General features: G+C 57.6%; 23 protein-coding genes and 1 pseudogene. 20 read left to right on the top strand and 4 right to left on the bottom strand.

Annotated elements, in window-relative coordinates; genetic code table 11:
- Positions 1-17: 17 nt before the first annotated feature.
- Positions 18-359, top strand: coding sequence for a hypothetical protein (locus tag H6A25_RS02265; protein WP_275951869.1), 342 nt, complete (start codon positions 18-20; stop codon positions 357-359).
- A 45-nt stretch (positions 360-404) separates the two neighbouring features.
- Here H6A25_RS02265 and H6A25_RS02260 read toward each other — a convergent pair.
- Positions 405-827 (bottom strand): annotated as a pseudogene (locus tag H6A25_RS02260) (SLOG family protein); the annotation flags it as partial.
- 115 nt (positions 828-942) lie between these two features.
- Here H6A25_RS02260 and H6A25_RS02255 point away from each other — a divergent pair.
- From H6A25_RS02255 to H6A25_RS02165, 19 genes are all read left to right on the top strand, one after another.
- Positions 943-1,296 (top strand): helix-turn-helix domain-containing protein, encoded by a 354-nt coding sequence (locus H6A25_RS02255; protein ID WP_204750396.1) that lies wholly within the window; start codon positions 943-945, stop codon positions 1,294-1,296.
- Between the two features lie 130 nt (positions 1,297-1,426).
- Positions 1,427-3,406, top strand: a complete 1,980-nt coding sequence (locus tag H6A25_RS02250) for an S-layer homology domain-containing protein (RefSeq protein ID WP_204750395.1) — start codon at positions 1,427-1,429, stop codon at positions 3,404-3,406.
- A gap of 94 nt (positions 3,407-3,500) precedes the next feature.
- On the top strand, positions 3,501-4,835 hold the full coding sequence (locus tag H6A25_RS02245) for a serpin family protein (RefSeq protein ID WP_204750394.1): 1,335 nt from the start codon (positions 3,501-3,503) through the stop codon (positions 4,833-4,835).
- Between the two features lie 188 nt (positions 4,836-5,023).
- Positions 5,024-6,328 carry a cytochrome c biogenesis protein/redoxin gene (locus H6A25_RS02240; RefSeq protein WP_204750393.1) on the top strand — a complete coding sequence of 435 codons (1,305 nt, stop codon included), beginning with the start codon at positions 5,024-5,026 and terminating at the stop codon, positions 6,326-6,328.
- Between the two features lie 22 nt (positions 6,329-6,350).
- Positions 6,351-7,232, top strand: a complete 882-nt coding sequence (locus H6A25_RS02235) for an EamA family transporter (RefSeq protein ID WP_204750392.1) — start codon at positions 6,351-6,353, stop codon at positions 7,230-7,232.
- Positions 7,233-7,364: 132 nt separating this feature from the next.
- Positions 7,365-8,738, top strand: coding sequence for a DEAD/DEAH box helicase (locus H6A25_RS02230; RefSeq protein ID WP_204750391.1), 1,374 nt, complete (start codon positions 7,365-7,367; stop codon positions 8,736-8,738).
- Position 8,739: 1 nt separating this feature from the next.
- On the top strand, positions 8,740-9,276 hold the full coding sequence (locus H6A25_RS02225) for a GNAT family N-acetyltransferase (protein ID WP_204750390.1): 537 nt from the start codon (positions 8,740-8,742) through the stop codon (positions 9,274-9,276).
- Positions 9,273-10,007: an elongation factor P 5-aminopentanone reductase gene (gene ymfI, locus H6A25_RS02220; RefSeq protein ID WP_345941569.1), complete on the top strand. Its 735-nt coding sequence runs from the start codon at positions 9,273-9,275 to the stop codon at positions 10,005-10,007. Before H6A25_RS02225 ends, ymfI begins: the two co-directional genes overlap by 4 nt.
- 435 nt (positions 10,008-10,442) lie before the next feature.
- Positions 10,443-12,776 (top strand): SpoIIE family protein phosphatase, encoded by a 2,334-nt coding sequence (locus tag H6A25_RS02215; protein ID WP_204750388.1) that lies wholly within the window; start codon positions 10,443-10,445, stop codon positions 12,774-12,776.
- A gap of 59 nt (positions 12,777-12,835) precedes the next feature.
- Positions 12,836-13,090 carry a hypothetical protein gene (locus H6A25_RS02210; RefSeq protein WP_204750387.1) on the top strand — a complete coding sequence of 85 codons (255 nt, stop codon included), beginning with the start codon at positions 12,836-12,838 and terminating at the stop codon, positions 13,088-13,090.
- Between the two features lie 162 nt (positions 13,091-13,252).
- On the top strand, positions 13,253-14,452 hold the full coding sequence (locus tag H6A25_RS02205) for a CapA family protein (RefSeq protein ID WP_204750386.1): 1,200 nt from the start codon (positions 13,253-13,255) through the stop codon (positions 14,450-14,452).
- Positions 14,440-15,408, top strand: a complete 969-nt coding sequence (gene dusB, locus H6A25_RS02200) for a tRNA dihydrouridine synthase DusB (RefSeq protein WP_204750385.1) — start codon at positions 14,440-14,442, stop codon at positions 15,406-15,408. The genes H6A25_RS02205 and dusB overlap by 13 nt, the downstream gene beginning before the upstream one ends.
- 25 nt (positions 15,409-15,433) lie before the next feature.
- Positions 15,434-16,039 (top strand): sigma-70 family RNA polymerase sigma factor, encoded by a 606-nt coding sequence (locus H6A25_RS02195; RefSeq protein WP_204750384.1) that lies wholly within the window; start codon positions 15,434-15,436, stop codon positions 16,037-16,039.
- A complete protein-coding gene (locus H6A25_RS02190) occupies positions 16,036-17,100 on the top strand; it encodes an anti-sigma factor family protein (RefSeq protein ID WP_204750383.1) in 1,065 nt (354 codons plus the stop codon). The genes H6A25_RS02195 and H6A25_RS02190 overlap by 4 nt, the downstream gene beginning before the upstream one ends.
- A gap of 130 nt (positions 17,101-17,230) precedes the next feature.
- Positions 17,231-18,676, top strand: a complete 1,446-nt coding sequence (locus H6A25_RS02185; protein ID WP_204750382.1) for a spore germination protein — start codon at positions 17,231-17,233, stop codon at positions 18,674-18,676.
- On the top strand, positions 18,666-19,790 hold the full coding sequence (locus H6A25_RS02180; protein WP_204750381.1) for a Ger(x)C family spore germination protein: 1,125 nt from the start codon (positions 18,666-18,668) through the stop codon (positions 19,788-19,790). The genes H6A25_RS02185 and H6A25_RS02180 overlap by 11 nt, the downstream gene beginning before the upstream one ends.
- Before the next feature lie 8 nt (positions 19,791-19,798).
- Positions 19,799-20,026 carry a hypothetical protein gene (locus H6A25_RS02175; RefSeq protein ID WP_204750380.1) on the top strand — a complete coding sequence of 76 codons (228 nt, stop codon included), beginning with the start codon at positions 19,799-19,801 and terminating at the stop codon, positions 20,024-20,026.
- Positions 20,023-21,108: a GerAB/ArcD/ProY family transporter gene (locus tag H6A25_RS02170; protein WP_204750379.1), complete on the top strand. Its 1,086-nt coding sequence runs from the start codon at positions 20,023-20,025 to the stop codon at positions 21,106-21,108. The genes H6A25_RS02175 and H6A25_RS02170 overlap by 4 nt, the downstream gene beginning before the upstream one ends.
- Positions 21,109-21,152: 44 nt before the next feature.
- On the top strand, positions 21,153-22,043 hold the full coding sequence (locus tag H6A25_RS02165; RefSeq protein ID WP_204750378.1) for a LysR family transcriptional regulator: 891 nt from the start codon (positions 21,153-21,155) through the stop codon (positions 22,041-22,043).
- 30 nt (positions 22,044-22,073) lie between these two features.
- Here the strand turns inward: H6A25_RS02165 and H6A25_RS02160 are convergent, their stop codons facing one another.
- The 3 genes from H6A25_RS02160 to lpdA form a co-directional block, all read right to left on the bottom strand.
- Positions 22,074-23,321, bottom strand: a complete 1,248-nt coding sequence (locus H6A25_RS02160; RefSeq protein ID WP_204750377.1) for a glutamate-5-semialdehyde dehydrogenase — start codon at positions 23,319-23,321, stop codon at positions 22,074-22,076.
- 26 nt (positions 23,322-23,347) lie between these two features.
- A complete protein-coding gene (gene proB / locus H6A25_RS02155) occupies positions 23,348-24,136 on the bottom strand; it encodes a glutamate 5-kinase (protein WP_243423179.1) in 789 nt (262 codons plus the stop codon).
- Between the two features lie 134 nt (positions 24,137-24,270).
- Positions 24,271-25,692, bottom strand: a complete 1,422-nt coding sequence (gene lpdA, locus H6A25_RS02150; RefSeq protein WP_204750376.1) for a dihydrolipoyl dehydrogenase — start codon at positions 25,690-25,692, stop codon at positions 24,271-24,273.
- Positions 25,693-25,700 lie beyond the last annotated feature (8 nt).

The raw sequence follows: 25,700 nt of genomic DNA, 5'->3' as shown, positions 1-25,700 counted from the left end.
TTTCATCCCCATGCAGGATGGAAGTTGCAGCGGTTTTGTGCTTTTTGGATATTATTATTGGCGAATTGCAAAGTCAGATACGCAGTATCCAGCAGGAGAAAATATCCGGTGATAACATTTATCGGTTCTTACTGGCATTTGATGAAGTCTACCATTCCGCAACAGAAGCGGAACAGAAAGAGTTTATGAAAGCCTTTATCGAGCGAATTGAGATGTTCCCGGAAAAGAGAAAAGACGGTAGCTGGATAAAGAAGATTGTGTTCAATTTCCCGGTCCCTGTGAATGGGCAGGAAGTGAAAGAGTTGCCCTTGGAATCTGGGACAACGCTCGAGACGGTGGCTCTTTTGGTGAGGGCCTGAGGCTTTCTGTTCAGATGGGAATGATCTTCCGTCCTTTTCCCTGGCATAGCTTACCGTATAAGCCGTCCCACCGGTGTTTTTGTATTGATAGCACAGACAGACGGAAGAAAAATCCACCAAGTAACGATTTCTTTGATAATAGCAGCCCACACCATAAGCCTTTCGGGTATAGATTACCTGGGAGGCTCTTTTTTTCTGCTCTTCGTGCCGCCGGATGTCCTCCTGGGTCCATCCTCCCTCCCGCACATAGGGTCTGGGAAAAGGCAGAACCAGGATCAGGCGGATGTGCGGATATTTTTCTTCCAGCTTCAACACGGCCTGGGCCGCAATGGCGTCAAAGCCCCGGGCGCCTCCTGCGGCAAAATAAACATACCCTTGCCGGATCAGCTGTTCGGTTTTTTCCAACACTTTATGGAATAGGAGTTCTGGGCTTTCTTTCAATTCTCTGTGCCCTGTAAAGCAGGCCATCTTGTCCGGCAATGCCATAAAATCACCTCTATTACATATAATTATATTATATGTAATAACTGGTTTTGTCCAGTAATACCTCTGTTTAAAATAGAAGCAGGACGGAGGTGGCTTGGTGAAAAAGGATATCAACATCACGGTGGGCAAAAATATACGCACATACCGAGAACACTATGGATATACTCGCGAAAAATTTGCTGAGCTGCTGGGTGTCAGTGCAAAGTTTTTGTATGATTGCGAAGTAGGCAGTGTGGGGGTTTCTCTTTCCACTTTGAAGCGAATCTGCGAAGTGCTGGGGATTTCCGCCGACCGGCTGCTTTGGGAGGAAAAAACAGAAAAAGTGGAGCTTTCGGAGCAGCTTTCCCATATCCCTCCCCAATATCTGGACAAGGTCCAGGAACTTCTTCTGAAACAGCTGGAGATCCTGGCCCTGGCCGACCAAGGCACCAAAAAGAAAACAAGAAGCTGAAAGCGCCCTTTTCCGGGCGCTTTTCTTTTTTCAAAAATCACAATAGGAATTGCATCCTCCAGAAATATCCTGTATGATATTGTTAAGAAATAGGGTGTTTTTTCACACAACACCCAAGGAGGAATGCGACATGACCAGAAAACCTCTTTGCATCCGTTTCCTTTGTTTTTTGCTGACCCTTCTGCTGCTCTGTCCCATGATTCTGCCAGGGCTCCCGGCCCGGGCCGCTTCTTACAGTGCGGAAAAAGCCCTGGCCTACGCCAAGGCCCACTGGAATGACGGCCAGGGGCTGTGCGCCGAGTTTGTGGCCCGGTGCGCCATCGCAGGCGGCGCCAACATCTCGGTGATCAAAACCACCACCAGCTGCTATAACGCCATTTCCAAGGCCACCGGCGTATCCGGTCAGACGCTGCGCCTGGCCTCCGATGGCTATGCCTACAAAAAGGACAACAGCAGCATCCTGGCCCCTGGCGATGTGGTGCTCCAGTGGTGCAACACCCATCAGAAAGGCCCTCACATCCTGCTGTGCGGCGGCTATGACAGCAAAGGCCGGGCCACCTTCTATGCCCACAACGCCGCTATGAACAACCAGCCCTACCGCCTGAGCGTGAACACCGCCTACGAACACACCCTGGATTGTGATATGGGAGCAAAGGTGCTCCATCTTTCTTCCGGGGGAACGACCACGCCCGAGACCCCGGTGGAAGTGAAATTTCTCTCCACCACCGACCCCAACTACACCAGCAAGTATTTCGTCACCGAAACCAATGCCTGCCCGGTGATCCTGTGCAAAAAGACCGCCGGAAGCCATGTGTCCACCGCCGGCATCCGCATCTACCAGGAAAACGATCTGGTGGATGAATTTGAAATGAATGTGACCAATGTGTCGGACAGCCTGGATAAGTTCCACATCTGGTTCGACTTGAACGAGGAATGCGGCATCACATTGCAGCCCGGCACCACCTACCGGTATGTCTTTTTCGTCACGGTGAACGGGAAAGAATATGCCGGAGCGCCTTTGTATTTCACCACCTTGGGAACCAGCATCAAGCCTGTTTCCGTGCTTCTCAACGGAAACGGCGGCTCGGTGTCGCCCGGTTTCATCTCGGTGACGCTGGGAAAAACCTATCCGGCCCTCCCCACACCGGTGCGGGACGGCTACATCTTCACCGGCTGGTATACCGGCACTTCCTCCAGCGCCCAGCGGGTTTCTGCCGGAGATGCGGTGCCCGCCACGCCCCCATCTTCCCTCTATGCCCATTGGGAGAAAATCCCTGTTGTAGATTACACCGTTACCCTCCATGTATATGTGGATGGGAAAGAAACCGATGTGAGGGAATATGAAAATGAAAGCCCCAATTTCCGCATGAATCTGGAGGGGGCCATTTCCGGCTGTATCCTGGATGGGGCGGAATCCAACTTCGCCTTTACCCGGGAAGGGGATACCCTGATCTTCCAGGGGATCACCGGCCCCTGTACCATCACGGCTTATTTTGTCTCCCAGGAAGAGGAGGAAGAGCTTCCCTCCGGCCTGCTGCAAAACTTCGTCTATGACAACTGGGCCTGGGAAGGCTATGGCGATGTGGTTTCCGATCAGTGGTTTTATGCCAATGTGCGCTCCGCCACCCGGTTGGGGCTGATGCAGGGGGCCGAAAAAGGCCGCTTCTATCCCAGCAATCAGCTGACAGTGGCCGAAATGCTGGCCCTGGCCTGCCGGGTCCATCTGCGCTACCACACCGGCGAAAGCGATCTGCCCAGCACCGGCAGCGGCCCCTGGTATCAGAAATATGTGGACTACGCCATGGAAAACGGACTGATCGACCGCTATTATGCCATGAATGCCCCGGCCGACCGGGACCTGTTTGCCCTGGTGTTCAGCCGGGTGCTGCCCCAGAGCGCCCTGGAAGAGCGGAATCCGGACATCTCTTTTGCGGACATTTCTTCCTGCCAGAATCCCCAGGCGGTCAGACTGCTGGGGAAGGCGGGGATCATCGTGGGAAGCATCACCGAAAAAGGCCGGGTCTACCAGCCTGCTTCTCCCATTCTCCGCTCGGAGGCCGCGGCCATCCTCACCCGTATCGCCGACCGTGACCTGCGCCAGATCATCTGAATATGCTGCCCCTCCGCTTTCCGGAGGGGCAACTTTTTTCCGGGAACTTTTCTCTTCCCTTTTCGTCTAATAAATCAGAAAAGAGGTGTTCTCTATGAATCTTGCAAAGAAACGGATACTGGCCCTGATGGGCTGCGCCCTTTTTCTGGCCCTGGCCGCAGGTTTCATTTTCTTTTTCCGGGGCCGCTCGCCTTCGGATGCCTACGCCCTTCAAAAGGCCGATTATCCCCAGATGGCTTCCCACCCCAAAGGCAGCGCCTCCTCCCGGAAATGGGATGCCTGGCAGGAATCTCTCCAGGCTCTTCAGCCGGAAGAGGGCTATGAGCAGGGGATGGAGGGATTTTTTCAAAAAAGCATCCCTCTGTTTCTCCAAAACGAAGAGGGAGAAAACCAGCTGTATTCCCCTTTGAATGTGTATATGGCTCTGGGGATGCTGGCCGAAACCACCGGTGGAGAAAGCCGGGCGGAAATTCTGGCTGCACTGGGGCATGATTCCCTGGAAGACCTGCGCACCCAGGCCCGGAAGGTGTGGGAAGCCCACTACCGGGACGACGGCCTGGTGACCAGCATTCTGGCCAGCTCCCTGTGGCTGGACGAAAGCCTCCCCGCGGAGGAGGATACTCTCAAACAGCTGGCCCAGACCTATTATGCTTCTTCCTATCAGGGAAAAATGGGAACGGAAAAAATGAACCGGGCCATCGGCAGCTGGATCGACGAGCAAACCGGCGGCCTGCTCTCCCAGATGACCAAAAACATTTCCTTCAGCCCCCAGGATGTGCTGGCCCTGGTGACCACGGTGTATTTCAAAGCCCCTTGGGCACAGGAATTTGACCCATCCAGCACCACCTCCGGCACCTTTTATGGCTTGGAGGAAGAACTTCCCGCCCAGATGATGCACGACACCTATACGGGGACCTATATCTGGGGAGATCACTTTTCCGCCGTGGGGAAAGCCTTGGAAAGCAGCGGGGGAAGTATGTGGTTTGTGCTTCCCGACGAAGGGATAACGCCCCAACAGCTGCTGGAAGACCCCCGGACAGCGGCGTTTCTCTCTGCGCCCCAGGCATGGCCAGAGGGGAAGGACATCACCGTCCACCTGACATTGCCCAGGATAGACATTTCCTTTCAGACCGACCTGCTGGATAAACTGGAAAAGCTGGGTATCACCCAGGTGCTCTCCCCGGATACCGCTGATTTTTCCCCGCTCACCTCCCAGGAAGGGCTTTGTCTCACCCAAGCCCAGCACAGCGTGCGGGTGAAAGCCGATGAGGAGGGAGTGGCTGCGGCGGCCTACACCACCATGGCCGCAGGCGCCGGAATGCCCCCGGAAGAAGAAGTGGAGTTTGTGCTTAATCGGCCTTTCCTTTTTGTCATCACCAGCAATGACGGTCTTCCCCTTTTTGTGGGTGCGGTATACCGGCCCTCCTGATAAATAAAATATGGCCTGCCCTCGCATAGAGGGCAGGCTTTTTTTCTTTTATATGTCCATAAGCAAACTTCCCGAAGGCCAGTCCTGGCAACTGGCAAGAAAAATTTTGTTTCTCCCCCTAGGATTTTTCTCCGGCCTTTGGTACACTGTAAGAGCGCAAGCAACAGAACTTCCATTGGAGGAATGCTATGAACCTTTCCATCGAAACAGGGATCCCGGCACTGACGGTATTTTTGCAGGGACTTTTCAGTTTCTTTTCTCCCTGCGTGCTGCCCTTGGTGCCTTTGTATGTAAGTTATCTGGCAGGCGGGGCCAAGACAGGGCCTGACGGCGCCCTCTCCTATCCCCGGGGAAGGGTGATGATCAACACCTTCTGCTTTGTGCTGGGGGTCAGCTTTGCCTTCTTTTCTCTGGGGCTGGGCTTTTCCGCCCTGGGCCGGTTCTTCTCGGGAAACCGGATGCTCTTTGCCCGCATCAGCGGTATTCTCATGATCTTCCTGGGCATTTATCAAACAGGTTTCCTGGGCAAAAGCCAGAAACTGGAGCAGGAAAAGCGGTTTCACCTCCGGCTGGACAAACTGCCCATGAACCCTTTTGTGGCCTGGCTTCTGGGCTTCACTTTCAGCTTTGCCTGGACCCCCTGTGTGGGCCCGGCCCTGGCCAGCGTGCTTCTGATGGTCTCCACCGCCGCTTCTCCTGCCTCCGGCTATCTTCTCATCGGAGTCTATACCCTGGGCTTTGTCATCCCCTTTCTCCTGGTGGGTCTTTTCACCTCCCGGGTGCTGGAGTTTTTCAAGCGCCACGGAAAAGTGATGGCCTATTCGGTGAAGATCGGCGCTGTGCTCATGATCCTGCTGGGTGTGATGACCCTCACCGGCTTCATGAACGGCATCACCGGCTATCTTTCTTCCTTCACCGGCAGCAGCACATCCCAGACCCAGCAGCAGGCTGCATCCCAGGAACAGGAAAAAGAAGAGGAGGCCGGAAATGCGGCAGAAGAGGAGAAAGAAAACCAGGATTCTGCTGCTCGGGAACTTCCCGCTGCCCCGGATTTTACCCTCACCGATCAAAATGGCGTGCGCCATACCCTGTCTGACTACAAGGGGAAAGTGGTATTGCTCAACTTCTGGGCCACCTGGTGCGGTCCCTGTAAAATGGAAATGCCCGATCTTCAGGCGGTGTACGAGGATTACGGCAAAAATCAGGAAGATGTGGTGATTCTGGGCGTGGCCAATCCCAAGACTCCCTCCCGGCCTCAAAATTCCGATGTGACCACAGAGGAAGTGGCGGCCTTTCTTCAGGAGGGAGGATACACCTATCCCACCGCCATGGATGAGACCGGCCAGGTTTTCCTGCAATACGGCGTCTCTGCCTTTCCCACCACTTTTATGATCACCCCGGAGGGAAAGGTCTATGGCTATGCCACCGGCACGCTGACCCGAAGTACAATGGAAAATTTTATCTCCCAGACCAAACAGGCCGGGGAAAAATAAGAAAAAGAGAGAGTGGGGGAGAATGTTTTATTTGCTTTTGGCGGTGTGCTCCAGCGCCTCCATCGCCCTTTTGTTCAAGGTGGCTGCCCGGGTGGGGGCCAGCGGCAGCGTCATCACCACCGTCAATTATCTGACGGCGGCTATGTGTTCCGGGGCCATGGTGCTTTATCAAGGACCGGATCTGTTCCTTCCTGACCTGTCGGCCTTCCTGGGCTCCCTCAGCGGAAAAACCCCGGAAGGCAGCATGGCTTTGGCCATCTGGCTGGGATGCTTTACCGGCGGGCTGTATCTGGTGAGTTTTCTCGCCTACCAGCGGGCCATTCACCAAAGCGGCGCTTCCCTTGCGGGAATGTTCAGCAAGCTGGGCATCCTGCTGCCTATGCTGGTATCGGTGGTGGCCTGGAAGGAATATCCCACTCCCATGAAATGGGTGGGCATCCTGCTGGCCTTGGGTTCTATTGTGCTTTGCAATCTGGGAGGCGAACGAAAAAGCGGCGGTATGCTGTGGCTGCTGCTTACCTTCCTCTTTTCCGGACTGGCCGAGTTTATGACCAAGATCTATGAGCGCTATGGCCTTTCCGATTACCAGAACCATTTCCTTTTGGTGATCTTCCTGGTGGCGCTTCTGCTCAGTCTGCGGACACTGGTGCAGAAGCGGCCCCGCTGGGATAAATTTTCCATTTTTCTGGGGGTATGCATCGGCGTGCCCAATCTGCTCTGCCCCTTCTTCCTGCTGCGGGCTCTGGCGGCGCTGCCCGCCGCTGTGGTGTTCCCGGTGTACAGCGCCGGCTCTGTGGCGGTGATCCTGCTGGGAAGCCTGCTGTTTTTCCGGGAAAAGCTGAAAAAAACCGAGCAGGCCGCTGCACTTCTGACCCTGTGCGCCATGGTGCTCATCAACCTGTAACGGCGGCTTCTTGCTGAAAGAAAAAAAATCCGGTATACTATACCATAGAAGGCTGAAATACTGCCCCCTTTTCCACCATGGGAAAGGGGGCATCATTCAAAAATATCAAAAGAAAGATTGGTAAAAAAACAAATGGAATTTAAAGAATTTGACCTGGCGCCGGAAATCCTCCAGGCCATAGAGGAAAAGGGCTACACGGCCCCCACTCCCATTCAGCAGCAGGCCATTCCCGCCCTGCTTTCCGGCCAGGATCTTCTGGGCTGCGCCCAGACGGGCACCGGCAAAACCGCCGCTTTTGCCCTGCCCATTCTGCAAAAGCTTTTTGCCAGCTGGGACTACAAGCATCAGATCCGGGCGCTGATCCTGACCCCCACCCGGGAACTGGCTCTGCAAATCCACGAAAACTTCCTGGACTACGGCAAGCATCTGCCCCTGCGGTGCTGTGTCATCTTCGGCGGCGTCTCCCAGAATCCCCAGACCCAGCAGCTGAAAGAAGGTGTGGATGTTCTCATCGCCACCCCGGGACGGCTGCTGGACCTGATGGGCCAGGGCTTCATTTCCCTGAAACACACGGAATACTATGTGCTGGATGAGGCCGACCGGATGCTGGACATGGGCTTTTTGCCCGATGTACGCCGCATCACCGGCAAGCTTCCCCAGAACCGGCAAACCATGCTGTTTTCCGCCACCATGCCTCCGGAAATCGCCCGGCTGGCTCAGAAATTGCTCCACAGCCCTGTGGAGATCAATGTCTCCCCGGTGTCCCGTCCGGTGGAGCTGATCGCCCAGCGGGTCTACCTGGTGGACAAGGGCAACAAATCCAAACTGCTGGCCCATCTGATCCACACGCTGCCCATTCCCCAGGCTCTGGTGTTTGTGCGCACCAAGCATGGGGCCGACCGGGTGGTGCGCCAGCTGAACCGGGAGGGCATCACCGCCCAGGCCATCCACGGGGACAAAACCCAGAACAACCGTCAGCGTGCGCTGCAAAATTTCAAAGACTGGAAAATCCAGGTTCTGGTAGCCACCGACATTGCCGCCCGGGGCATTGACATTGAGGAAATGCCCTATGTGATCAACTACGATATGCCCTCGGAACCGGAGACCTATGTGCACCGCATCGGGCGCACCGGCCGGGCCGGCGCGGCGGGCACTGCCATCTCCTTCTGCGACGAAGAGGAAAAGGCCATTTTGCGGGATGTGGAAATGGTCATCGACAAATTGCTGGACATCGATTACGACAATCCCTATCCCCTGGGGAGCTATGTGCCCGACCCCAATCAACCGAAAAATCCGCCCCGGCCCCGGAAAAAGGGCAGCGGCGTCACTCCCAAAGCCCCCCGCCGGAGCAAGAAGGAAGAAAAGCCCGCCCCCGCCGGAGAGCAGGCTTCCGCCCCCACAGAAAAGCAGCCGGAAGGGGAGCCGTCCCAGGCGCCCAAGCGCCGCCGCAGAAGAAGACGGAGAAAGCCCTCTTCTGCCCCTTCCACCCCCAACCAGGAATCGTAACATGGAAATCATCACCCTCCCACGCCTGACCCTGCGGCCCTTTCGCCTCACCGATGGGCAGGAGCTTTGGCAGCTTCTGAACCAGGAGGCGGTACTCCGGGAGTGGGGAAGGGCGGAAAGTCTGGAGGAATGCATCCATCTCAGCCTGCTGTGGGAGAAGGCCGGGGACATCCGGGCCTGTTGTCTGGGAGACCAGGAAGTCCCCCTGGTGGGCCAGCTGCGTCTTTGCCCTCTTCCCGAACGGGGCAAAGGGGTGCGGAAGCTGAGCTATGCCTTTCACCCCGCCCATTGGGGCCATGGCTATGCTCTGGAAAGCTGCCGTGGGCTGCTCCGGTATGGGTTTGCAAATCAGCAGATGAGGCAGGCCGTGGCTTTCTGCGGCTTTTCCAATGAGCCCAGCATCGCTCTTCTTGAGAAGCTGGGCATGAGACGGCAAAAAGAGCCCCGCCCGGGGCTTTTTCTCCGGGAAGGGCAATGGCAGGCAGGCTGGGAATACACCCTTTCCCGCCGTCAATTTGAAAGGAGATGGAAACCATGAAAACCACCCTCATCACCGGCGGCAGCCGGGGTATTGGCCGGGCCTGTGTGCTGGCCTTTGCCCAGGCCGGCTGGCAGGTGGCCTGGTGCTACCGGAAGGAAAAGGAGCAATCCCTGGCCCTGGAGCAAGAGCTGAAAAGCCGGGGGCTTTCCGGTCTGGGTTTCAAAGCCGATGTGGCCGACTCCGGACAAGTGGAAGCCCTGTTTTCCCACATGGAGCAGGTTCTGGGGCCGGTGGATGCCCTGGTATGCAACGCTGGAGTGGCCTATCAGGGTCTTCTAAGCGATATGACCGATGAGGACTGGCGTCGGGTGATGGGGGTGGATCTGGACGGGGTCTTTTACTGCTGCCGCCGGGCCATTCCCTCCATGATTCGCCGGCAAAAGGGCAGCATCCTCACCATTTCCTCCATGTGGGGCCTGACAGGCGGCAGCTGCGAGGCGGCCTATTCAGCCGCCAAGGCGGGAGTCATCGGCCTGACAAAAGCTCTGGCCAAGGAACTGGGCCCCTCCGGCGTGCGGGTCAACTGCATTGCTCCTGGGGTGATCCATACCCAGATGAACGGCAATCTGACCCAGGAGGACCGGCAGATCCTGGCTGATGAAACGCCCCTCTGCCGCCTGGGAACGCCGGAGGAAGTGGCGGGGGCCGCCCTTTTTCTTTCCCAGGAGGATGCCAGTTTCATCACCGGCCAGGTGCTGGCGGTGGATGGCGGCATCGCCATATCATGAAGCACTTTCAAAAAGGCTCTCCCCAAAAGGGAGAGCAGCGTATCGCAAAAGTGGCCCAGGCCACTTTTGCGAGTTTTGCAAGGGTCTGCGTGCACGGCCATGGCGCACACTTGCCCCTTGAGAAGTGTAAAAACCGACGCACCGGTCGCCGGTTTTTACGGATGAATGAGGGGCAGGGCAAATGGTTCCCCTCCATCGAACAAGTTTTTTGACAGTCTGAGGCTCTTCCCAGAAGGGAGGGCCTTTTTTGATCTGTTCTTCCAGCTGCGCTCCCTCGCCAAGCAATCCCGCAACATCCGGTTATATGCCACAGAGCAAAAAAAGGACGGAAACAACGCCAGACTGCGTCACTTTCCCAAAGCCCCTTTTTCAACCTTTTCCGCAAAGAAAAGCCGGTATAATGAGAGCAAAACCGGAAAAAGCGGAGGGATGGACATGGAAAAACGAAAACGGGCGGAAAGAGCCCTTCCCCTGGGGGACAAGCTTCGCCGGTGGGGTGCGGACCCACGGCTGCGATGGGCGGTGTGCCAAGGAATCCTGGCCGGGGGCGGGTATGTTTTTACATCGGCTGCTCTTTTCGGCCAGGCCCATCCCTTTGCCCTGGCCTTCGGCGCGGCCTTCTGCGGCGGGAAGTGGGGCTTCGGCGCCATATTGGGAGCCTTTGCAGGATATGCTCTTACCTTGGGCAGCAATGGTCTTCACTACTGCGCCTCCCTTTTGGTGTGTGCCGCCTGTGCTCTGGTCTTTTCCAGCACTGGCTCCGACGGTCTGCGCCCTCTGATGCCTTTGTGCACCGCCTTCACTCTTTTGTGCACCGGCAGCGCCCTGCTCATGACTCAATTTACCCCTGAGGGCCTGGCCCTCCTTCTGGGAGAAGCCGGAGTGTGCGGCGCCATGGTTTATCTATATAGCCTTGCAGCCCGGCCTTCTCCTTCTCCCGGAAAGGGACAGGCTCTGCTGCTGGCCGGACAGGGAGCGCTGCTGCTCTCCTTTCTCTTGGCTCTGGAGCCCTGGCGGGTGTTTCACACCCTCTCCCCGGCCCGGGCCATCGGCCTGCTGGCTGTGATGACGGCGGCCTATTGTGCTCCCGGAGCCGGAGGCGCTGGAGCGGGAGTGGCCTTTGGCGCAGCCTTTGATCTTTCCGGCGGCATGGAGCTGCACTTTACCGGCCTGTATGGGGTGGCCGGGCTGATCGGCGGGCTGTGCCGGAAAAAAGGCCGGTTGGGCTTTGGTGTGGCCTTTGTACTGGCCCACTGCGCCGCCACCCTCTGGGCCATCCGCTCCCCCCAGGCGGCCTCCGGCCTTTATGAGTGCTTCTGCGCCTCGGTATTTTTCCTGGTGCTTCCCGACGGGCTGCTGGCCCGGGTGAAAAGCTCCTTGGGAAATGGCGAAGCCCAGTCCTTTGCCCCGGCCGGCCCGGGACAGATGGGAAAATACGCCCAGCAGAAGCTGCGCCAGGCCTCCCGGGCTTTGGAAGCCCTGGCCCTCAGTCTCACCGATGTGCCGGTAAAAAACCAGGAGGACATCACCCAGGTATTCCGCCGAAGCGCCGACAAGGTATGCCGGTTCTGTCCGGTGCGGGAGGCCTGTTGGGACAAAGAGTATGTGTCCACCATGGGGGTGATGAACGATGTGACCCAGCCCTTGCGGAAAAAAGGCAAGATCGAAGCAGAAGATTTTCCTGCCTACTTTGCCGCCCGGTGTCTGGAGATCCATCGGTTTGCCCAGGCGGTGAGCCTGGAATACGCCGCCCTGCTGCGCCGCCGGGGCGAACTGGCCCGCCAGGGAGAAAACCGCAAGCTGCTGCGTCGGCAATACGAAGGGGTGGGCGGGCTGCTGCGGGATATGGGGGCCACTCTGCTGGAGGGACCGGAATACTACCCCGCTTTGGAAAACCGGGCCAAAAGCGTGGCCGAAGCCTATTTCCGCCGGCCTGCTGTGGCTCTTTACACAAACCAGGGGCGGATGCGCTGCGAAGTGCGGGTGGCCGCCCCGGAAGATCTGCCCGAAGATCATAGTGCTTTTGTCCGCAGCCTCTCCCTGGCTCTGGGCCGGGATTTCTGCCCGCCGGAGCCGGTGGAGGAAGACAAAGGCACTCTGGTGCGGTGTGTGGAGCGGCAGCAGTTTGCCGTTTCTGTGGCAATGGCCCAGCGGAAAAAAGAGGGGGAGACGGTAAACGGCGACCAATACATGGATCTTACTACCGACGACGGCCGCCACCTGACCATGCTGGCCGACGGCATGGGTTCGGGAGAAGGCGCCGCCCAGGTGAGCCTGGAAACCCTGTCTCTCCTTTCCCGCTTTGCCCAGGCGGGCTGCTCCCTGTGGGAAAGTGCCCGTGCTGTGACCCCTATGCTCTCGGCCCGTCTGGAAGAGAGGGGCTTTGTCACCCTGGATCTGCTGGAAATCGATCTGTATTCCGGCCGGGGCGCCGTGACCAAGTACGGCGCCGCCCCCACCTGGCTTTTGTCCGGGGGACGGGCCCGGAAATTTTCTTCCCGGGCCTTGCCTGCCGGTCTGGAAGGAGGCGAAAGTCCGCCGGAGCCGGAATATTTTCAGCTGAAAGATACCTGCACCATCGTCATGCTCAGCGATGGTGCAGCCGAGCCCATCGACGGTCAATGGCTTTTGGATGCCTGCCGCCGTCTGCCCTCCCCCCAGGCCCTGGCCCAGGAAGTCATCCAGGCCGCAGAACAGGGAGAGCGTCCTCTGGATGACCGCACGGCGCTGGTGATCTCCATCCGGCATATCCCCAAGGAACCGGTATAAAGATGCCATGATGGGGCCACACTAAAAAAAGACGCCATGGCGTGAAGGAGGAATGACAGATGGTGAAAGGCGCAGCTCGTCGGGCCGTGATCGTTCGCCCCGCCGACACACAGCATTTTGAACAGGCCATCTTCATCGTGGCCGAAAGCGAAAAGGGAGGCATGACCCAGGGGCAGCTTTTGCAGGAAGCCCAAAGGCTGACCGGCTGTTACGCCCCTGCACAAAAACTCCAGCGCATCAAAGTCCCTGCGGCCTTTGCCGCCGGTATGGCTTCTGCCGGGGGATTGTGGATGCTGGGCACGATGCTTTTTTGAAAAACAGGAGCAATGAATGGTTTTGGCCGTCTTGACCCCGGAGGGACAATTTCCCTCCGGGGTTTTTCTTTGTTTTGGGGAAAAATCTGTGAATACCATTTGCACTTTTCCGGAAGATTGAATACAATAGAAGAAGGAAAACCATCGAAAAAAGGAGAAAAGATGAAACAGAAAAATTTTCTGCGCCTGATGGCGCTGCTTTTATCCCTGGCCGTTTTTGCCGGGTGCGCCCTTCAGAAGGTCCCTTCGGAAAACAGTGCTTCTCCCCAGGAAGAACAGCAGGAAGAGCAGGAGGAGCCGCTCCCTCAGCAGCCGGAACCGGTGGAAGAAGCCTCCGCCACGCTGGTGGCCGTGGGGGACAATCTGCTCCACAACACCATTTCCTGGGATGCCCAGCAAAGCGACGGCAGCTATGATTTCACCCCGGTCTATCAGCCGGTAAAGGACCTGATCCAAAGCGCCGACATCGCCTTTCTCAACCAGGAAGTGCCCCTCAACGGCACCGTGGGCCGCTATCCCAGCCTGGACGCACCCCAGCAGGCCGCCGACGCCATTGTGGACTGCGGTTTTGACATTGTCAACGAAGCCTCCAACCACTCTCTGGACAAGGGGATCGACGGGCTGATGAATACCCTCAGCGCCTGGAAAGCCCGGAATATGCCGGTGATCGGCGCCTTTTCCACGCCGGAAGAGGCGGCCCAGCCCTGCATTCTGGAGAGGAACGGCATCACCTTTGGCTTTTTGGGCTATACATACGGCACCAACGGCATCCCCATCCCGGAGGGGAAGGAATATGCCGTTTCTCTCATTGACAAAGACAAGATCGCCCAGGATATGGCCGCTCTGCGTCCCCAGTGCGATTATCTGGTGATCTCCATGCACTGGGGCACCGAATACCTGCTGGAGCCCACCCAGGAGCAGCAGGAGCTGGCCCAGTTTGTCTGTGACCAGGGAGCCGACCTGATTCTGGGGCACCATCCCCATGTGCTGGAAAATGCCCAGTGGCTTACCCGGGCCGACGGAGGCCAGACCTTCTGCATCTACTCCCTGGGCAATTTCGTCTCTTCCCAGAACACCAAGGAAACCATGCTGGGTGGCATGCTCAGCCTGACCGTTCACCGCCGCACAGACGGCACCGTGGAAACCCTGGCTCCGGGAGTTCTGCCCATCATCACCCATTTTGAAAACGGAGGCAAAAACTACCGGGTCTATCCTCTGGAGGATTACACCCAGGATCTGATCTCTCTCCACGCGGTGAAAAAGTATGACAGTCCCATCACTCTGGATTATTATAACGGCCTCGCCCAGCAGGTACTGGGAGAATTTTTGCAGACAAAGGAGAGTTTCGCGTGCCATCCATAGGAAATATCTCTTTCGAAACCCCTCTTTTGCTGGGCCCCATGGCCGGGGTCACCGATTCGGCCTTCCGCTCCATCTGCCGTAAAGAGGGCGCGGCGGGATGCTATACCGAAATGGTCAGTGCCAAGGCCTTGCTTTATCAGGACAAAAAGAGCCGCCAGCTGCTGTTCATCGCTCCGGAGGAACATCCCTGCGGCGTGCAGATCTTTGGTTCCGAGCCGGAGGTCTGCGCCCAGGCGGCCCAGCTGGCCCTGGAAATTTCCGGAGCCGATTTTGTGGACATCAACATGGGCTGTCCCATGCCCAAGATCACCGGCAACGGAGAGGGCAGCGCGCTGATGCGCAACATTCCCCAGGCGGAAAAGCTGATCCGGGCGGTGCGCCAGGCGGTGCAGGTGCCGCTGACAGTGAAATTCCGCAAGGGCTATGAAGCAGATGAGGACACCTGTGTGGAATTTGGCCGCATGGCCCAGGCCTGCGGCGTGGATGCCGTGTGCGTCCACGGCCGCACACGGCAGCAGATGTATGCGGGAAAAAGCGATCTCTCTGCCGTTTTGCGGGTGAAGGAAGCCCTGAGCATCCCGGTGATCGCCAGCGGAGATATGTTCACCCCGGAAGACGCCCAGCGTGCTTTGCAGGGGGGCGCCGACTTCGTCATGGTGGCCCGCGGCGCCCAGGGGGACCCCCAGGTCTTCCGCCGGATGAAACGGGCCCTGGAGGGCCTTCCCCCGGAAAAGGAACCTGCCCTTTCGGAGAAAATCGCCCTGATGGACGAGCACATTGCTCTGATGTGCCAGCGGAAGGGGGAAAGCCGGGCCATGCCCGAGGCCCGCAAGCATATTCTGTGGTATCTCAAGGGCGTGCGGGGTGCCAAACCCTTTAAACTGGAGTTCAGTCATGTCAACACCCTGGCCCAGTTCCGGGCGCTATGCCGGAAAATGGAAGAGCAGCTGGGATAAAACAACGGGGGAAGGAGGGACGCCTGTGAATGAGCATATGGTCATCAGCAGGGCCAAACAGGGAGATCACCGGGCTTTTGAAGCCCTGGTCACCGAATACGAGCAAAAAGTATACAGCCTGGCCTATCACTATGTAGGCAGCGAACAGGACGCCATGGACATCTGCCAGGAAGTATTCCTGCGGGTCTACCGCTTCCTGCCCCAATTCAGCGGAGAAAGCCGGTTTTCCACCTGGCTCTACCGGGTGACCTCCAACGCCTGCAAGGATTTCCTGCGGAAAAAAGGCAGTCGGATGGAAGTCTCCCTTTCCCAGGAGGGTGAAGAAGAGGACTACACCCTGGAGGTTCCCGACCTGCGCTATCACCCAGAAAATGTGATGGAGCAAAAGGAGATGCGCCGCCAGATCGAAGAAAGCCTGCACCAGCTTTCCCCCGATCACCGGGAGATCCTGGTGATGCGGGATGTGTTGGGGCTGAGTTACGAGGAGATTGCAAACAGCCTGGATCTGGAAGAGGGCACGGTGAAATCCCGTATTTCCCGGGCCCGAGAAAAACTGCGGATCAAACTCACCGAAACAGGGAACTTTTTCGGAAAGAAAAAGTCTAAAGGGAAGAAAGGAGGGAAACCATGACGGGCTGTGAAAAATACATCCAACAAATGAACCGGTATCTGGACGGTGACCTGCCCGCTTCCCAGATCTCCGATCTTCTGGAGCACCTGGAATCCTGCCCCTCCTGCCGCAATCGTTTTGACGCTTTGAAGATCATCGCCTTTGAAATGCGGCATATGCAGAAGCAGCCGCCGGCCTCCCTCCATGAGCATATCATGGGCGCTGTGCGCCGCACCCCTCAAAAGCGAAGCCAATCCTATCTTCGCTCTTTCGGCATGCTGGCGGCCTGCGCCGCTCTGCTGGTGCTCACATTGCAGCAGGGATTTTTCCGCACCATGGGGGACTATCTCTTTCCCCAGGATGGCGTCTATTCCGGCGGCGCAATGGAGGATACCACCGGCCAGGCGGCAACGGGCAGCACCCAGGATTCCCTGAACCAGGAAAGCAATCCGGAGACCGAAACCGACCTGCAAACGCCGGCCGATGCCCAGGATCAGGCAGAGGATACCGGGGATGTCTCCCAATACGGCATAACAGCCGGAGCCAATGAAACCGGCTCTTCCGGTTTGCAGATGGAGGGCCGCAGCCAGACAGTACCGGCAGACAGTGAGACAAATTCTTCCACACCCCGAACAGAGGAAGTCCCCGCTTCCCTGGAGCCTTCCGAATCTTCCCAAGGCGCATCCAATGTGACAAACGGGCCGGAGACCGACAGCACAGAGTCCAGCCAGGGCGATGTGCAGCCAAACACGGCTGACCTTGACAGTTCTTCCGATGCTTCCGGGAAATCCACATCCAATTTCATGGTGCCTTTTCTGGACACCGATGAAGTCTTTGCCTTTTACTGCGTAGCTACCGGCAAAGGTGAGATTCCCAATGCCTTTGAGGAAGACGAAATCGTCCGCTATCCGGACAAAAACTGCGTCTATATCTATGTATCCACCCAGCATTTCACCCAGACCGGCTGTGAAAACCTGCTGCGGTTGGGCGGCTTTACCATTCATAACCCCATCAATCTGCCAAAGACCGATGCCGGTATGCCCTATGGCCTGGTGGTCATCTACCAATACCAGCAGCGGTAAAAGTTTTTTTACAAAACAGAAAGCCATGGAAAGAACTTCTTTCCATGGCTTTTTCTATTTCCCGGGTTTTTCTTTTCCTTTTTGGGTGATACTACCCAGTATGAAACATGGAGGGAAAGGAGAAACGCCAATGGAAAAATCCCTCACTTCCTCTTTGGAAAAAAACATCCGACTGTTCCAGGAGATCTTCCAAGGGGACAGCACCATTATCTGCCGCCGTTTTGTGTCCGCCGGAGCTTTGCCCCTGGAGTGCTGTATTTTTTACTGCGACGGTATGGTAAATAACCAGATCATCAACGAAAATATCCTGCGCCCTGTCACCTTATGGGACAGAAACCAGGAAACCACTCTGGAAGATACCCTGAAAACAGTGCTTCAGATCAACGAAGCCAAACAAAGTGGGGATGTATCCTCCATGGTGCGGGATATGCTCTATGGAGACACCCTTTTTCTGTGCCAGGGAAGCGATCAGGCCCTGATCCTCAACACCAAAGGCTTTTCCATGCGTTCCATTGCCGAGCCCCAATCGGAACAGGTGCTGCGGGGACCTCGGGAGGGCTTCACCGAAGGTATTCTGATGAACATCTCCATGATCCGCCGGAAGATCCGCTCCCCCCATCTGAAATTCGAATTTTCCCAGGTGGGCGAAGAAACCAAAACCACCCTTTGCATCTGCTATGTGGAAGGGGTGGTGGAACCCCGGGTTCTAGAGCGGCTGCGCCGCCGTTTGAGCAAAGTGAAGATCGACGGCGTGCTGGATTCCAACTATGTACAGGAATTTATCCGTGACAGTCCCCGCTCTCCCTTTAAAACGGTGGGGGGCACAGAAAAGCCCGATGTGGTGGCTGCCTGCCTGCTGGAAGGCCGGGCGGCCGTGCTGGTGGACGGTTCCCCGGTGGTGCTTACCATGCCCTATATCTTCATGGAACAGTTCCAATCAGGGGAGGATTACTATGTGGGCTGGCATTTTGCCGCCATTTCCCGGCTGATCCGTCTGGCCGGCTTTCTCTTTGCCATCTCGGTGGTGCCCGCCTATATCGCCTTGATCACCTATCACCGGGAAATGCTCCCCGCCCCATTGCTCTTCAGCATTTCCGCCGCCCGGGAAGGGGTCCCTTTCCCCACTCTACTGGAGGGAATCGGCCTTCTCATCGCCTTTGAGATCCTGCGGGAGGCGGGCGAGCGCACCCCGGCGGGCTTTGGCCAGACCCTATCCATTGTGGGAGGCCTTGTGCTGGGCCAGGCGGCGGTGGAAGCCCGGTTTATCAGCGCTCCCATGGTCATCGTGGTGGCCTTTTCCGGCATCACCGGCCTGATGCTCCCCCGGCTGAAAGGCCCTGTCATCTGGTGCCGCCTGGGACTGATCTTCCTTTCGGCCTGGCTGGGACTTTACGGCCTGTTCGTGGGGCTTTTGTGGCTGCTGCTCCATTTGTCCACCCTGCACTCCTTCGGGGTGCCTGTGCTGCGGGAAGCAGCGCCGGGCGGCCGCGGACAGGAGGATTCCTATTTCCGCACCCCCTGGCAAAAAATGCGCCGGGCCGGCCGGTTCATTGCGGAGGAAACCAATGAAGAATAAACTTTGTGCTGTTCTTTTGTCCCTGGCTCTGCTCTTTACCGGCGGCTGCTGGGATTATCAGGAGCTGAATACCCTGACCATTGTCTCGGGCATGGCCCTGGATGTGAATCCCGAGGGCCAGACCCTGTTCACCGCCGAGCTGGCCCATGTGGAAAGCGGCCAGAAAGATGTGGAAAGCCGTCTGGTAGAGGGGGAGGGCCCCAGCTGCATAGCAGCCAGCCAGGCTGCAGCGGGAAACACCGGACGGCGGCTTTATCTGGGCCACACCCAGACGGTGGCTGTCAGCGCCGAGCTGGCCAGCCGCGGGATGGAGCAGGTGCTGGATTATCTGGGGCGCCAGCACGATATGCCTTTGTCCCTGGCCCTGGTGGTATCCCGGGAGGGCACAGCGGCAAAACTGCTGGAAACGCCCCCTGTCACCGAAATCCTGGCAGGCTATGAAATTGCCATGCGGGCCTCGGAAGAGGGCCAGCAGGGGCCTTATATGCCCTTTTATCAGTTTTGCAGTGAAGTACAGGAAAAAGGCATCGACCCCTACCTGCCTGCGGTAGCAGCCGGGGAGGAGGGCACCTATTCCCAGGGAGCGGCTCTTTTCCAGGACGCCCATCTGGTGGGTTTTCTGGATGAAGAGGAAACCGACACCCTGCTGATGCTCCGGGGCAAAAAGCCCTCGGGAGCCATCACCGTCCTCCGAACCCAGGAAGAGGGGGGGAATGTGACTTTCACCTTGGACACCTGCCGCCTGACTCTTCATACCGCCCTGACGCCCCAGGGGCAGGTGCAGGGGACGCTGTCCCTGCAGGCCGAGGTGATGGTCAGCGAGCTGGCGGGGGATCAGCCCTTGCTTTCGGAGGAAGGGCGCCGCCAGCTGGAGAGCTTGTGCAGTGCAGAACTCACCCAGCGTGGACAGGCGCTATTACAAAAGCTGCAAAAAGAATTTGCCTGCGATCCCCTGGGACTGGGTCGGGATCTGAGCTGGCGGCAGCCCACAGAGTGGGAACAGATCAAAGACCAGTGGCACACATTCTTCTCCCAGGCCGATCTGAATCTTTCGGTACAGGTGCAGGTCACCGGCACCGGCCGGATGTATCTGCCGGCGGCCAGAGCAAATTAGGAGGCGCTATGGAAGTTTTACTGTCGGTGCTGTTATTCTATCTGTTTTTCGCCTTTTTGGACCAGAATCTTTGGAAAAAGAAAGGGAAGGCCCTCTTTTGGTACGGCCTGTTCTGGCTGGGAAACCTGGGGGCTACGCTGGCAGCGGCCTGGGGCGCCCATCTGCCTTTTCCCGCTCAGCGGGTGGAAGCATTTCTCCGGGCTCTGCCCGGACTGTGGCGGGGGGCGGGCGTATGAAAAAAGCCACAGTTTCCGGGCGGGGGTATTTTTCCCTGCTGGTGCTTTCCATGCTGGGCAGCGTCTCCCTCATTAGCGGGGCCAGCGAAGGGGGACGGGATACCTGGATCACCATTTTATTGGCCGCCCTTTTGTATCTGCCCCTGCTTTTCTGCACCTTATCTCTGCTTCCCGGCGAGCGCAGTGTGGAAGGGGTCTTTTCCCGGTGTGCCGGAAAGGTGGCAGGACGCCTGTTTTGCCTGTTCTACGGCCTGACGGCCTGGTATCTGGCCGCCGTCACCACTGGGGTCTTTGTGTTCTTCCTGTCGGAAACCACCTTGTGGGCCACGCCCCGCCCTGTACTGGCCCTGATGATGGGCTGCACCCTCTTCTTTATGGCCCGGGCGGGCTGCGCCGCTCTGGGGCGGACCGGCGAAATGCTGCTGCCCATTGTGATGGCCTTTGTGCTTTTGTCGATGCTGGTCACCCTGCCCCAGTGTGACTTCCGGGCCCTTCTTCCCTTGCAGGAAAAATGGAACAATCTGTTTCAAGGCACCTTTACCGCCCTGATCCTCTCTTTTGCCGAGTGCTTTTTCCCGCTTATTGTGCTGGGCGTCTGCCTGACGGAGGAGCCGAAACGGCGAAAAGGGGCACTGGGTGCAGTGTTTCTCACCGCCCTCACTTTGTGCTCAGTGTTTATCAAAAACCTGGCCGCTCTGGATTATCATGCCGTTTCTTCCTATTACTTTCCTTCCTTTGCCGTGGCCAGTCTGGTGTCCCTGGGTTCCTTTTTTCAGCGGTTTGAAATTTTTGTGGCGGTGAATTTTCTCTTCTGCCAGTTCTGCAAGGCAGGTCTTTGTATCCTCTTTGCCCAGAAGGCCCTGGCTCCGGTATTTTCCTGCCGGGAAAAGATGCTGACCATGCCCCTGACGCTGTCAGCCGTCAATCTGGCTCTGCTGTTTTTCACCAGCGAAATGGAGCTTTTCACCTTTCTTGGCCTGGAAAAATATATTCTTGCACCGGCTCTTCTTCTTTTCCCCCCTCTTTTGGCCCTGGGGAGGTTCTGGCGCAGCTGCCGTGCCTCCTTGCAAAAGAAGCGGTGATGCCCTATAATAAAATGAAAATCCAGAGGAAAAGGGGAAAAGCCATGACGCTGCGCCATTTCCGCATTTTTGCCGCGGTATGCAAAGAGGGCGGGGTCACCAAAGCGGCCAAAAGTCTGTATCTGGCCCAGCCTGCGGTGAGTCTGGCGGTGCGGGAGCTGGAGGAACACTATGGTGTGCGTCTGTTTGACCGGATCGGCCGCCGCCTCTATCTTACCCAGGCCGGCAAAGAATTTCTCCGCTACACCGAACGAATCCTGGCCCTGTGCGACGAACTGGAGACCGGCGCCCGGCAGTGGGGCGACCGGTCCCCCTTACATATCGGCAGCAGTATGACCATCGGTACAAAACTCCTGCCCGCTTTGGTGCAGGACTTCCGCCGCCGCTATCCCTCGGTGAGAGTGACGGTGGAAATTCAAAATTCCGGGGTCATTGAAGAAAAACTGCTGGAAAATGCCATGGATTTCGCCTTGATCGAAAGCGCCCCCCGCAGCGGGAAGCTGGTCTGCCGCCGCTTTTCCGGCGACCGGATGGTGGCCGTCTGTTCTCCCAAAGACCCCCTGGCCAAAAAGCAGGGAGTGACCCTGGCCCAGCTGATGACAAAGCCCCTGCTTTTGCGGGAAAAGGGCAGCGGCACCCGGGATCTGTTTGACAGCGTGGCCCGCTCCCACAATCTGACGGCGGAACCCATGTGGGAAAGCGTCAACACCCAGGCCCTCATCGAAGCGGTGGCCATGGGGCTGGGTGTATCGGTGCTGCCCTGGCGGCTGGTGCAGGACAGCGTAGGACGGGGACTTTTGCAGGTGGTACCGGTGCAGGATGCCCTCTTCCGAAGGGATTTCAACATTCTTTATCACCCCGACAAATACCAGACCAAGCCGGCCCGGGATTTTCTGGCCCTGTGCCAGGAGGCCGGAGAAGAGCTGGAAGAATAAAAAAGGACAGGCGTTGCCTGTCCTTTTTTATTACCGAACCTGGCCCGAACCCAGGATCACATACTTATAGGAGGTCAGCTCCCGCAGACCCATGGGGCCCCGGGCATGAAGTTTCTGGGTGGAGATGCCGATCTCCGCTCCCATGCCGAACTCACTGCCATCGGTAAAGCGGGTAGATGCGTTGATATAGACGGCGGCCGAATCCACACTGCGGGCAAAGCGGCGGGCCGCTTCTTCATTGCGGGTGACGATGCATTCGCTATGGCCGGTGGAATAACGGCGGATGTGGGCGATGGCCTCATCCAGACCGTCGATCACTTTGCAGGAGAGGATATAGTCGTTGTATTCCGCAGCGTAGTCCTCCAAAGTGGCCGGAGCAATGCCGGGGAGAATGGCCACAGTGCGGGGACTTCCCCGCCACTCCACCTTGCATTCATCCAGCTTCTGTTTGGCCCGGGGCAAAAACTCCTCTGCCACATCCTGGTGCACCAACAGGCTTTCGGCGGCGTTGCACACCGAAGGCCGGGAGCACTTGGCATTATAGAGGATTTCCACCGCCATATCCAGATCGGCGTCCTTGTCCACATAAATATGGCAGTTGCCGGTACCGGTTTCGATCACCGGCACTTTGGCGTTTTCCACCACCGAGCGGATCAGTCCTGCGCCCCCCCGCGGGATAAGCACATCGATATACCCCCGCAGACCCATCATCTGCTGGGCGGTCTCCCGGGAGGTATCGTCCAGCAAAATGACACAGTCGGGGCACAGGCCTTCCTGTTCCAGGGCGCTGCGCATCACTTTGGCCAGCTGGGTATTGGAGAAGAAGGCTTCCTTGCCGCCCCGGAGGAATGCGGCGCTGCCGGCCTTGAAGCAAAGGACGGCGGAGTCCACCGTCACATTGGGCCGGGCTTCATAGATGATGCCGATGACCCCCATGGGCACCGACACCTTTTCAATGACCATGCCGTTGGGGCGATGGATGGTCTCCAGCACATTGCCTGTGGGATCGGGCAGCTGGGCCACCTGACGGGCCCCTTCCGCCATGCTGCGCACCCGGCCTTCATCCAGCCGCAGCCGGTCGATCATGGTGGGGCGCACGCCGTTTTCCTGGGCCGATTCCACATCCCGGGCATTGGCCGCCAGGATGGCAGGGATGTTGTCTTCCAGGGCCTGGGCAATGGCCAGCAAGGCCCGGTTCTTTTGTTCGGTATCGTAAAGAGCCAGCTGCCGGGCTGCTTCTTTGGCCCGTCCCGCCAGCTGGTGCAGATGATCGGTCATAGTTGCAAAACCTCCTGAGAGATGGATTATTTGGCGGGAAGGAACAGCGAACCCACCGGAATGCCATCCAGCAGATCATAAAGCAGATTGGGGTCGCTGCCATTGATGATGGCCATGGGAATGCCGTGGGAAGTGGCGATCTTGGCGGCCTGGATCTTGGTGCTCATGCCGCCGGTGCCCAGTCCCGAGCCAGAACCGCCGGCAATGCTCTCAACATGGCTGTCGATCTGATGAATCACCGGGATCAGGGGAGCCTTGGGGTTTTTCCGGGGATCTTCGGCATACAGGCCGTCGATATCGGACAAAATGATCAGCCCATCGGCGCCGGTGAGCACGGCCACCATGGCCGACAGGGTATCGTTGTCACCAAACTCCAGCTCTTCGGTGGAGACAGTGTCGTTTTCATTGACGATGGGGATGGCCCCCATGGAAAAGAGCCGCTCAAAGGTGTTACGGGCGTTCTGGGCCCGGTTTTCCAGCTCGATTACATCCCGGGTCAGCAGCACCTGGGCTACTTTGTGGCTTTTTTCCAGAAAGAGCTTGTCATAAAGATACATCAGCTCACACTGGCCCACAGCGGCGGCGGCCTGCTTGGAAGGGGTGTCTTTGGGACGGCAGGGGAGCCCCAGCTTGGCCACTCCCACGCCCACCGCTCCGGAGGAAACCAGCACCACCTCCCGGCCGGAATTTTTGATATCGGAAAGCACCTTGCACAGCCCTTCGAACCGGCGGATATTGATCCGTCCGGTTTCATAAGTCAATGTGCTGGTGCCGATTTTTATCACAATGCGTTTGGCCCTGGACAGCGTATTCAAAAAAAGACCTCCCGGCGCCTTTGGCGCGATGATTTTATTTCATCTTACTATACCAAAGAATTGCTCCTTCGTCAAAGGAAAATGGCATCAAAAAGGACGGCTCAAAGCCGCCCTTTTTTGTGCGTAAATTCCTGCTATATTTTGCGTTTTTTCGCCATGTGGATGGCCATGCCTTCCAGATCCTCCACAGCTTCGGTGACCGCTTCCACATAAGTGGGGTGGGGACGGATGACGGCAGCCAGCTGCTTCTGGGAAAGCCCGTTGACAATGGCGGTGGCCAGCTCGCCCACCATATCGGTGGCCCGGGCGCACATCAGCTGCGCCCCTACCAGCCGGTCCCCTTCCTCGTCATAGACCAGCTTGATAAAGCCCCGATCCTGGAGGGAGAGCATGGATTTGCCATTGGCCATCATGGACGCCTTGCTGGTCTTGACCTTCATCCCCTGTTCCTTGGCCTGGGCCTCTGTCAGGCCCACCGAAGCGATCTCCGGGTTGGTATAGATGCAGTCGGGGATCACATCCAGGCAAATGGAAGGCTCCTTGCCCAGCATATTCTCCACGGCCACAATGCCCTGGGCCGATGCCACATGGGCCAGCTGCACGCCGGGGATCACATCGCCGATGGCATAGACATTTTCCCGGTTGGTGCGGAAATGCTCATCCACCACAATGGCGCCCTTTTCATCCTGTTCCACCGAAAATCCCGGACCGAACAGGTCTTTGGTATTGGGGCTGCGCCCGGCGGCCAGCAGCACGCCGTCGCCTTCCACGCTCTTATATTCTTCCCCGTCCAGATACCAGCATTGCAGCTTGCCTTCGGGGCTTTGGGTGATCTTCTTCAGCCGGGCCTTGTGGACAAATTCCACCCCCCGCTTTTTCAGCACCATGGTCAGATTCTGAGCCAGCTCCTTGTCCACCTTGGGCAAGATCCGGTCCCGGGATGCCATCAGGGTCACTTTCTTGCCATAGGCGTTATAAAGGGAAGCAAACTCCATGCCGATGACCCCGGCCCCGGCCACGATCAGGTGGTCATAGAGGGTGTCCATGCTCAGCAGCTCATCGCTGGTGATGACGCCCGGCAGATCCATCCCCTCCACCGGCGGGCTGGAAGGCACGCTGCCTGTGGCGATGAGGATGTGCTCTGTGTGAAGGGTTTCCTTTTCGCCGTCGTCCAGGGGAGAAAAGGAAACGGTGTGCTCATCCAGGATGGTGCCGGTGCCCCGGAGATGGGCAATGCCATTGCTCCTAAACAGCTGTTCCACGCCGCCCCGTAGCTTGCCCACCACTTCTTCCTTCCGGGCCTGGATCTTGGCCGGGTCCAGCGTCACATGATCGGCATGCAGGCCCAGAGTTTCAAAGTTATGTACCGCTTCGTGATAAAGCTCGGCGGCATGGAGCATGGATTTGGTGGGGATACAGCCCCGATTGAGGCAGGTGCCTCCCACATCCCGGTTTTCAATGACGGCGGTCTTGAGCCCCAGCTGAGCCGCCCGGATGGCGGCCACATAGCCTCCCGGCCCGGCGCCGATGACCACCAGCTGATATTGTTGATCCATCTGGCTTT

The sequence above is a fragment of the Intestinimonas butyriciproducens genome, assembly GCF_016901775.1.
Classification (GTDB): Bacteria; Bacillota; Clostridia; order Oscillospirales; family Butyricicoccaceae; genus Pseudobutyricicoccus.
The sequence above is the reverse complement of the archived record's forward strand: the minus strand, read 5'-3'. Positions and strand labels throughout refer to the sequence as shown.

Excerpts from the sequence above, each read along its gene's own strand:
- H6A25_RS02265 (WP_275951869.1), top strand. The coding sequence starts at position 18 with ATGGAAGTTGCAGCGGTTTTGTGCTTTTTGGATATTATTATTGGCGAA.
- H6A25_RS02250 (WP_204750395.1), top strand. The coding sequence starts at position 1,427 with ATGACCAGAAAACCTCTTTGCATCCGTTTCCTTTGTTTTTTGCTGACC.
- H6A25_RS02245 (WP_204750394.1), top strand. The coding sequence starts at position 3,501 with ATGAATCTTGCAAAGAAACGGATACTGGCCCTGATGGGCTGCGCCCTT.
- H6A25_RS02240 (WP_204750393.1), top strand. The coding sequence starts at position 5,024 with ATGAACCTTTCCATCGAAACAGGGATCCCGGCACTGACGGTATTTTTG.
- H6A25_RS02235 (WP_204750392.1), top strand. The coding sequence starts at position 6,351 with ATGTTTTATTTGCTTTTGGCGGTGTGCTCCAGCGCCTCCATCGCCCTT.
- H6A25_RS02230 (WP_204750391.1), top strand. The coding sequence starts at position 7,365 with ATGGAATTTAAAGAATTTGACCTGGCGCCGGAAATCCTCCAGGCCATA.
- H6A25_RS02225 (WP_204750390.1), top strand. The coding sequence starts at position 8,740 with ATGGAAATCATCACCCTCCCACGCCTGACCCTGCGGCCCTTTCGCCTC.
- ymfI (WP_345941569.1), top strand. The coding sequence starts at position 9,273 with ATGAAAACCACCCTCATCACCGGCGGCAGCCGGGGTATTGGCCGGGCC.
- H6A25_RS02215 (WP_204750388.1), top strand. The coding sequence starts at position 10,443 with ATGGAAAAACGAAAACGGGCGGAAAGAGCCCTTCCCCTGGGGGACAAG.
- H6A25_RS02210 (WP_204750387.1), top strand. The coding sequence starts at position 12,836 with ATGGTGAAAGGCGCAGCTCGTCGGGCCGTGATCGTTCGCCCCGCCGAC.
- H6A25_RS02205 (WP_204750386.1), top strand. The coding sequence starts at position 13,253 with ATGAAACAGAAAAATTTTCTGCGCCTGATGGCGCTGCTTTTATCCCTG.
- H6A25_RS02190 (WP_204750383.1), top strand. The coding sequence starts at position 16,036 with ATGACGGGCTGTGAAAAATACATCCAACAAATGAACCGGTATCTGGAC.
- H6A25_RS02185 (WP_204750382.1), top strand. The coding sequence starts at position 17,231 with ATGGAAAAATCCCTCACTTCCTCTTTGGAAAAAAACATCCGACTGTTC.
- H6A25_RS02180 (WP_204750381.1), top strand. The coding sequence starts at position 18,666 with ATGAAGAATAAACTTTGTGCTGTTCTTTTGTCCCTGGCTCTGCTCTTT.
- H6A25_RS02175 (WP_204750380.1), top strand. The coding sequence starts at position 19,799 with ATGGAAGTTTTACTGTCGGTGCTGTTATTCTATCTGTTTTTCGCCTTT.
- H6A25_RS02170 (WP_204750379.1), top strand. The coding sequence starts at position 20,023 with ATGAAAAAAGCCACAGTTTCCGGGCGGGGGTATTTTTCCCTGCTGGTG.
- H6A25_RS02165 (WP_204750378.1), top strand. The coding sequence starts at position 21,153 with ATGACGCTGCGCCATTTCCGCATTTTTGCCGCGGTATGCAAAGAGGGC.
- H6A25_RS02160 (WP_204750377.1), bottom strand. The coding sequence starts at position 23,321 with ATGACCGATCATCTGCACCAGCTGGCGGGACGGGCCAAAGAAGCAGCC.
- lpdA (WP_204750376.1), bottom strand. The coding sequence starts at position 25,692 with ATGGATCAACAATATCAGCTGGTGGTCATCGGCGCCGGGCCGGGAGGC.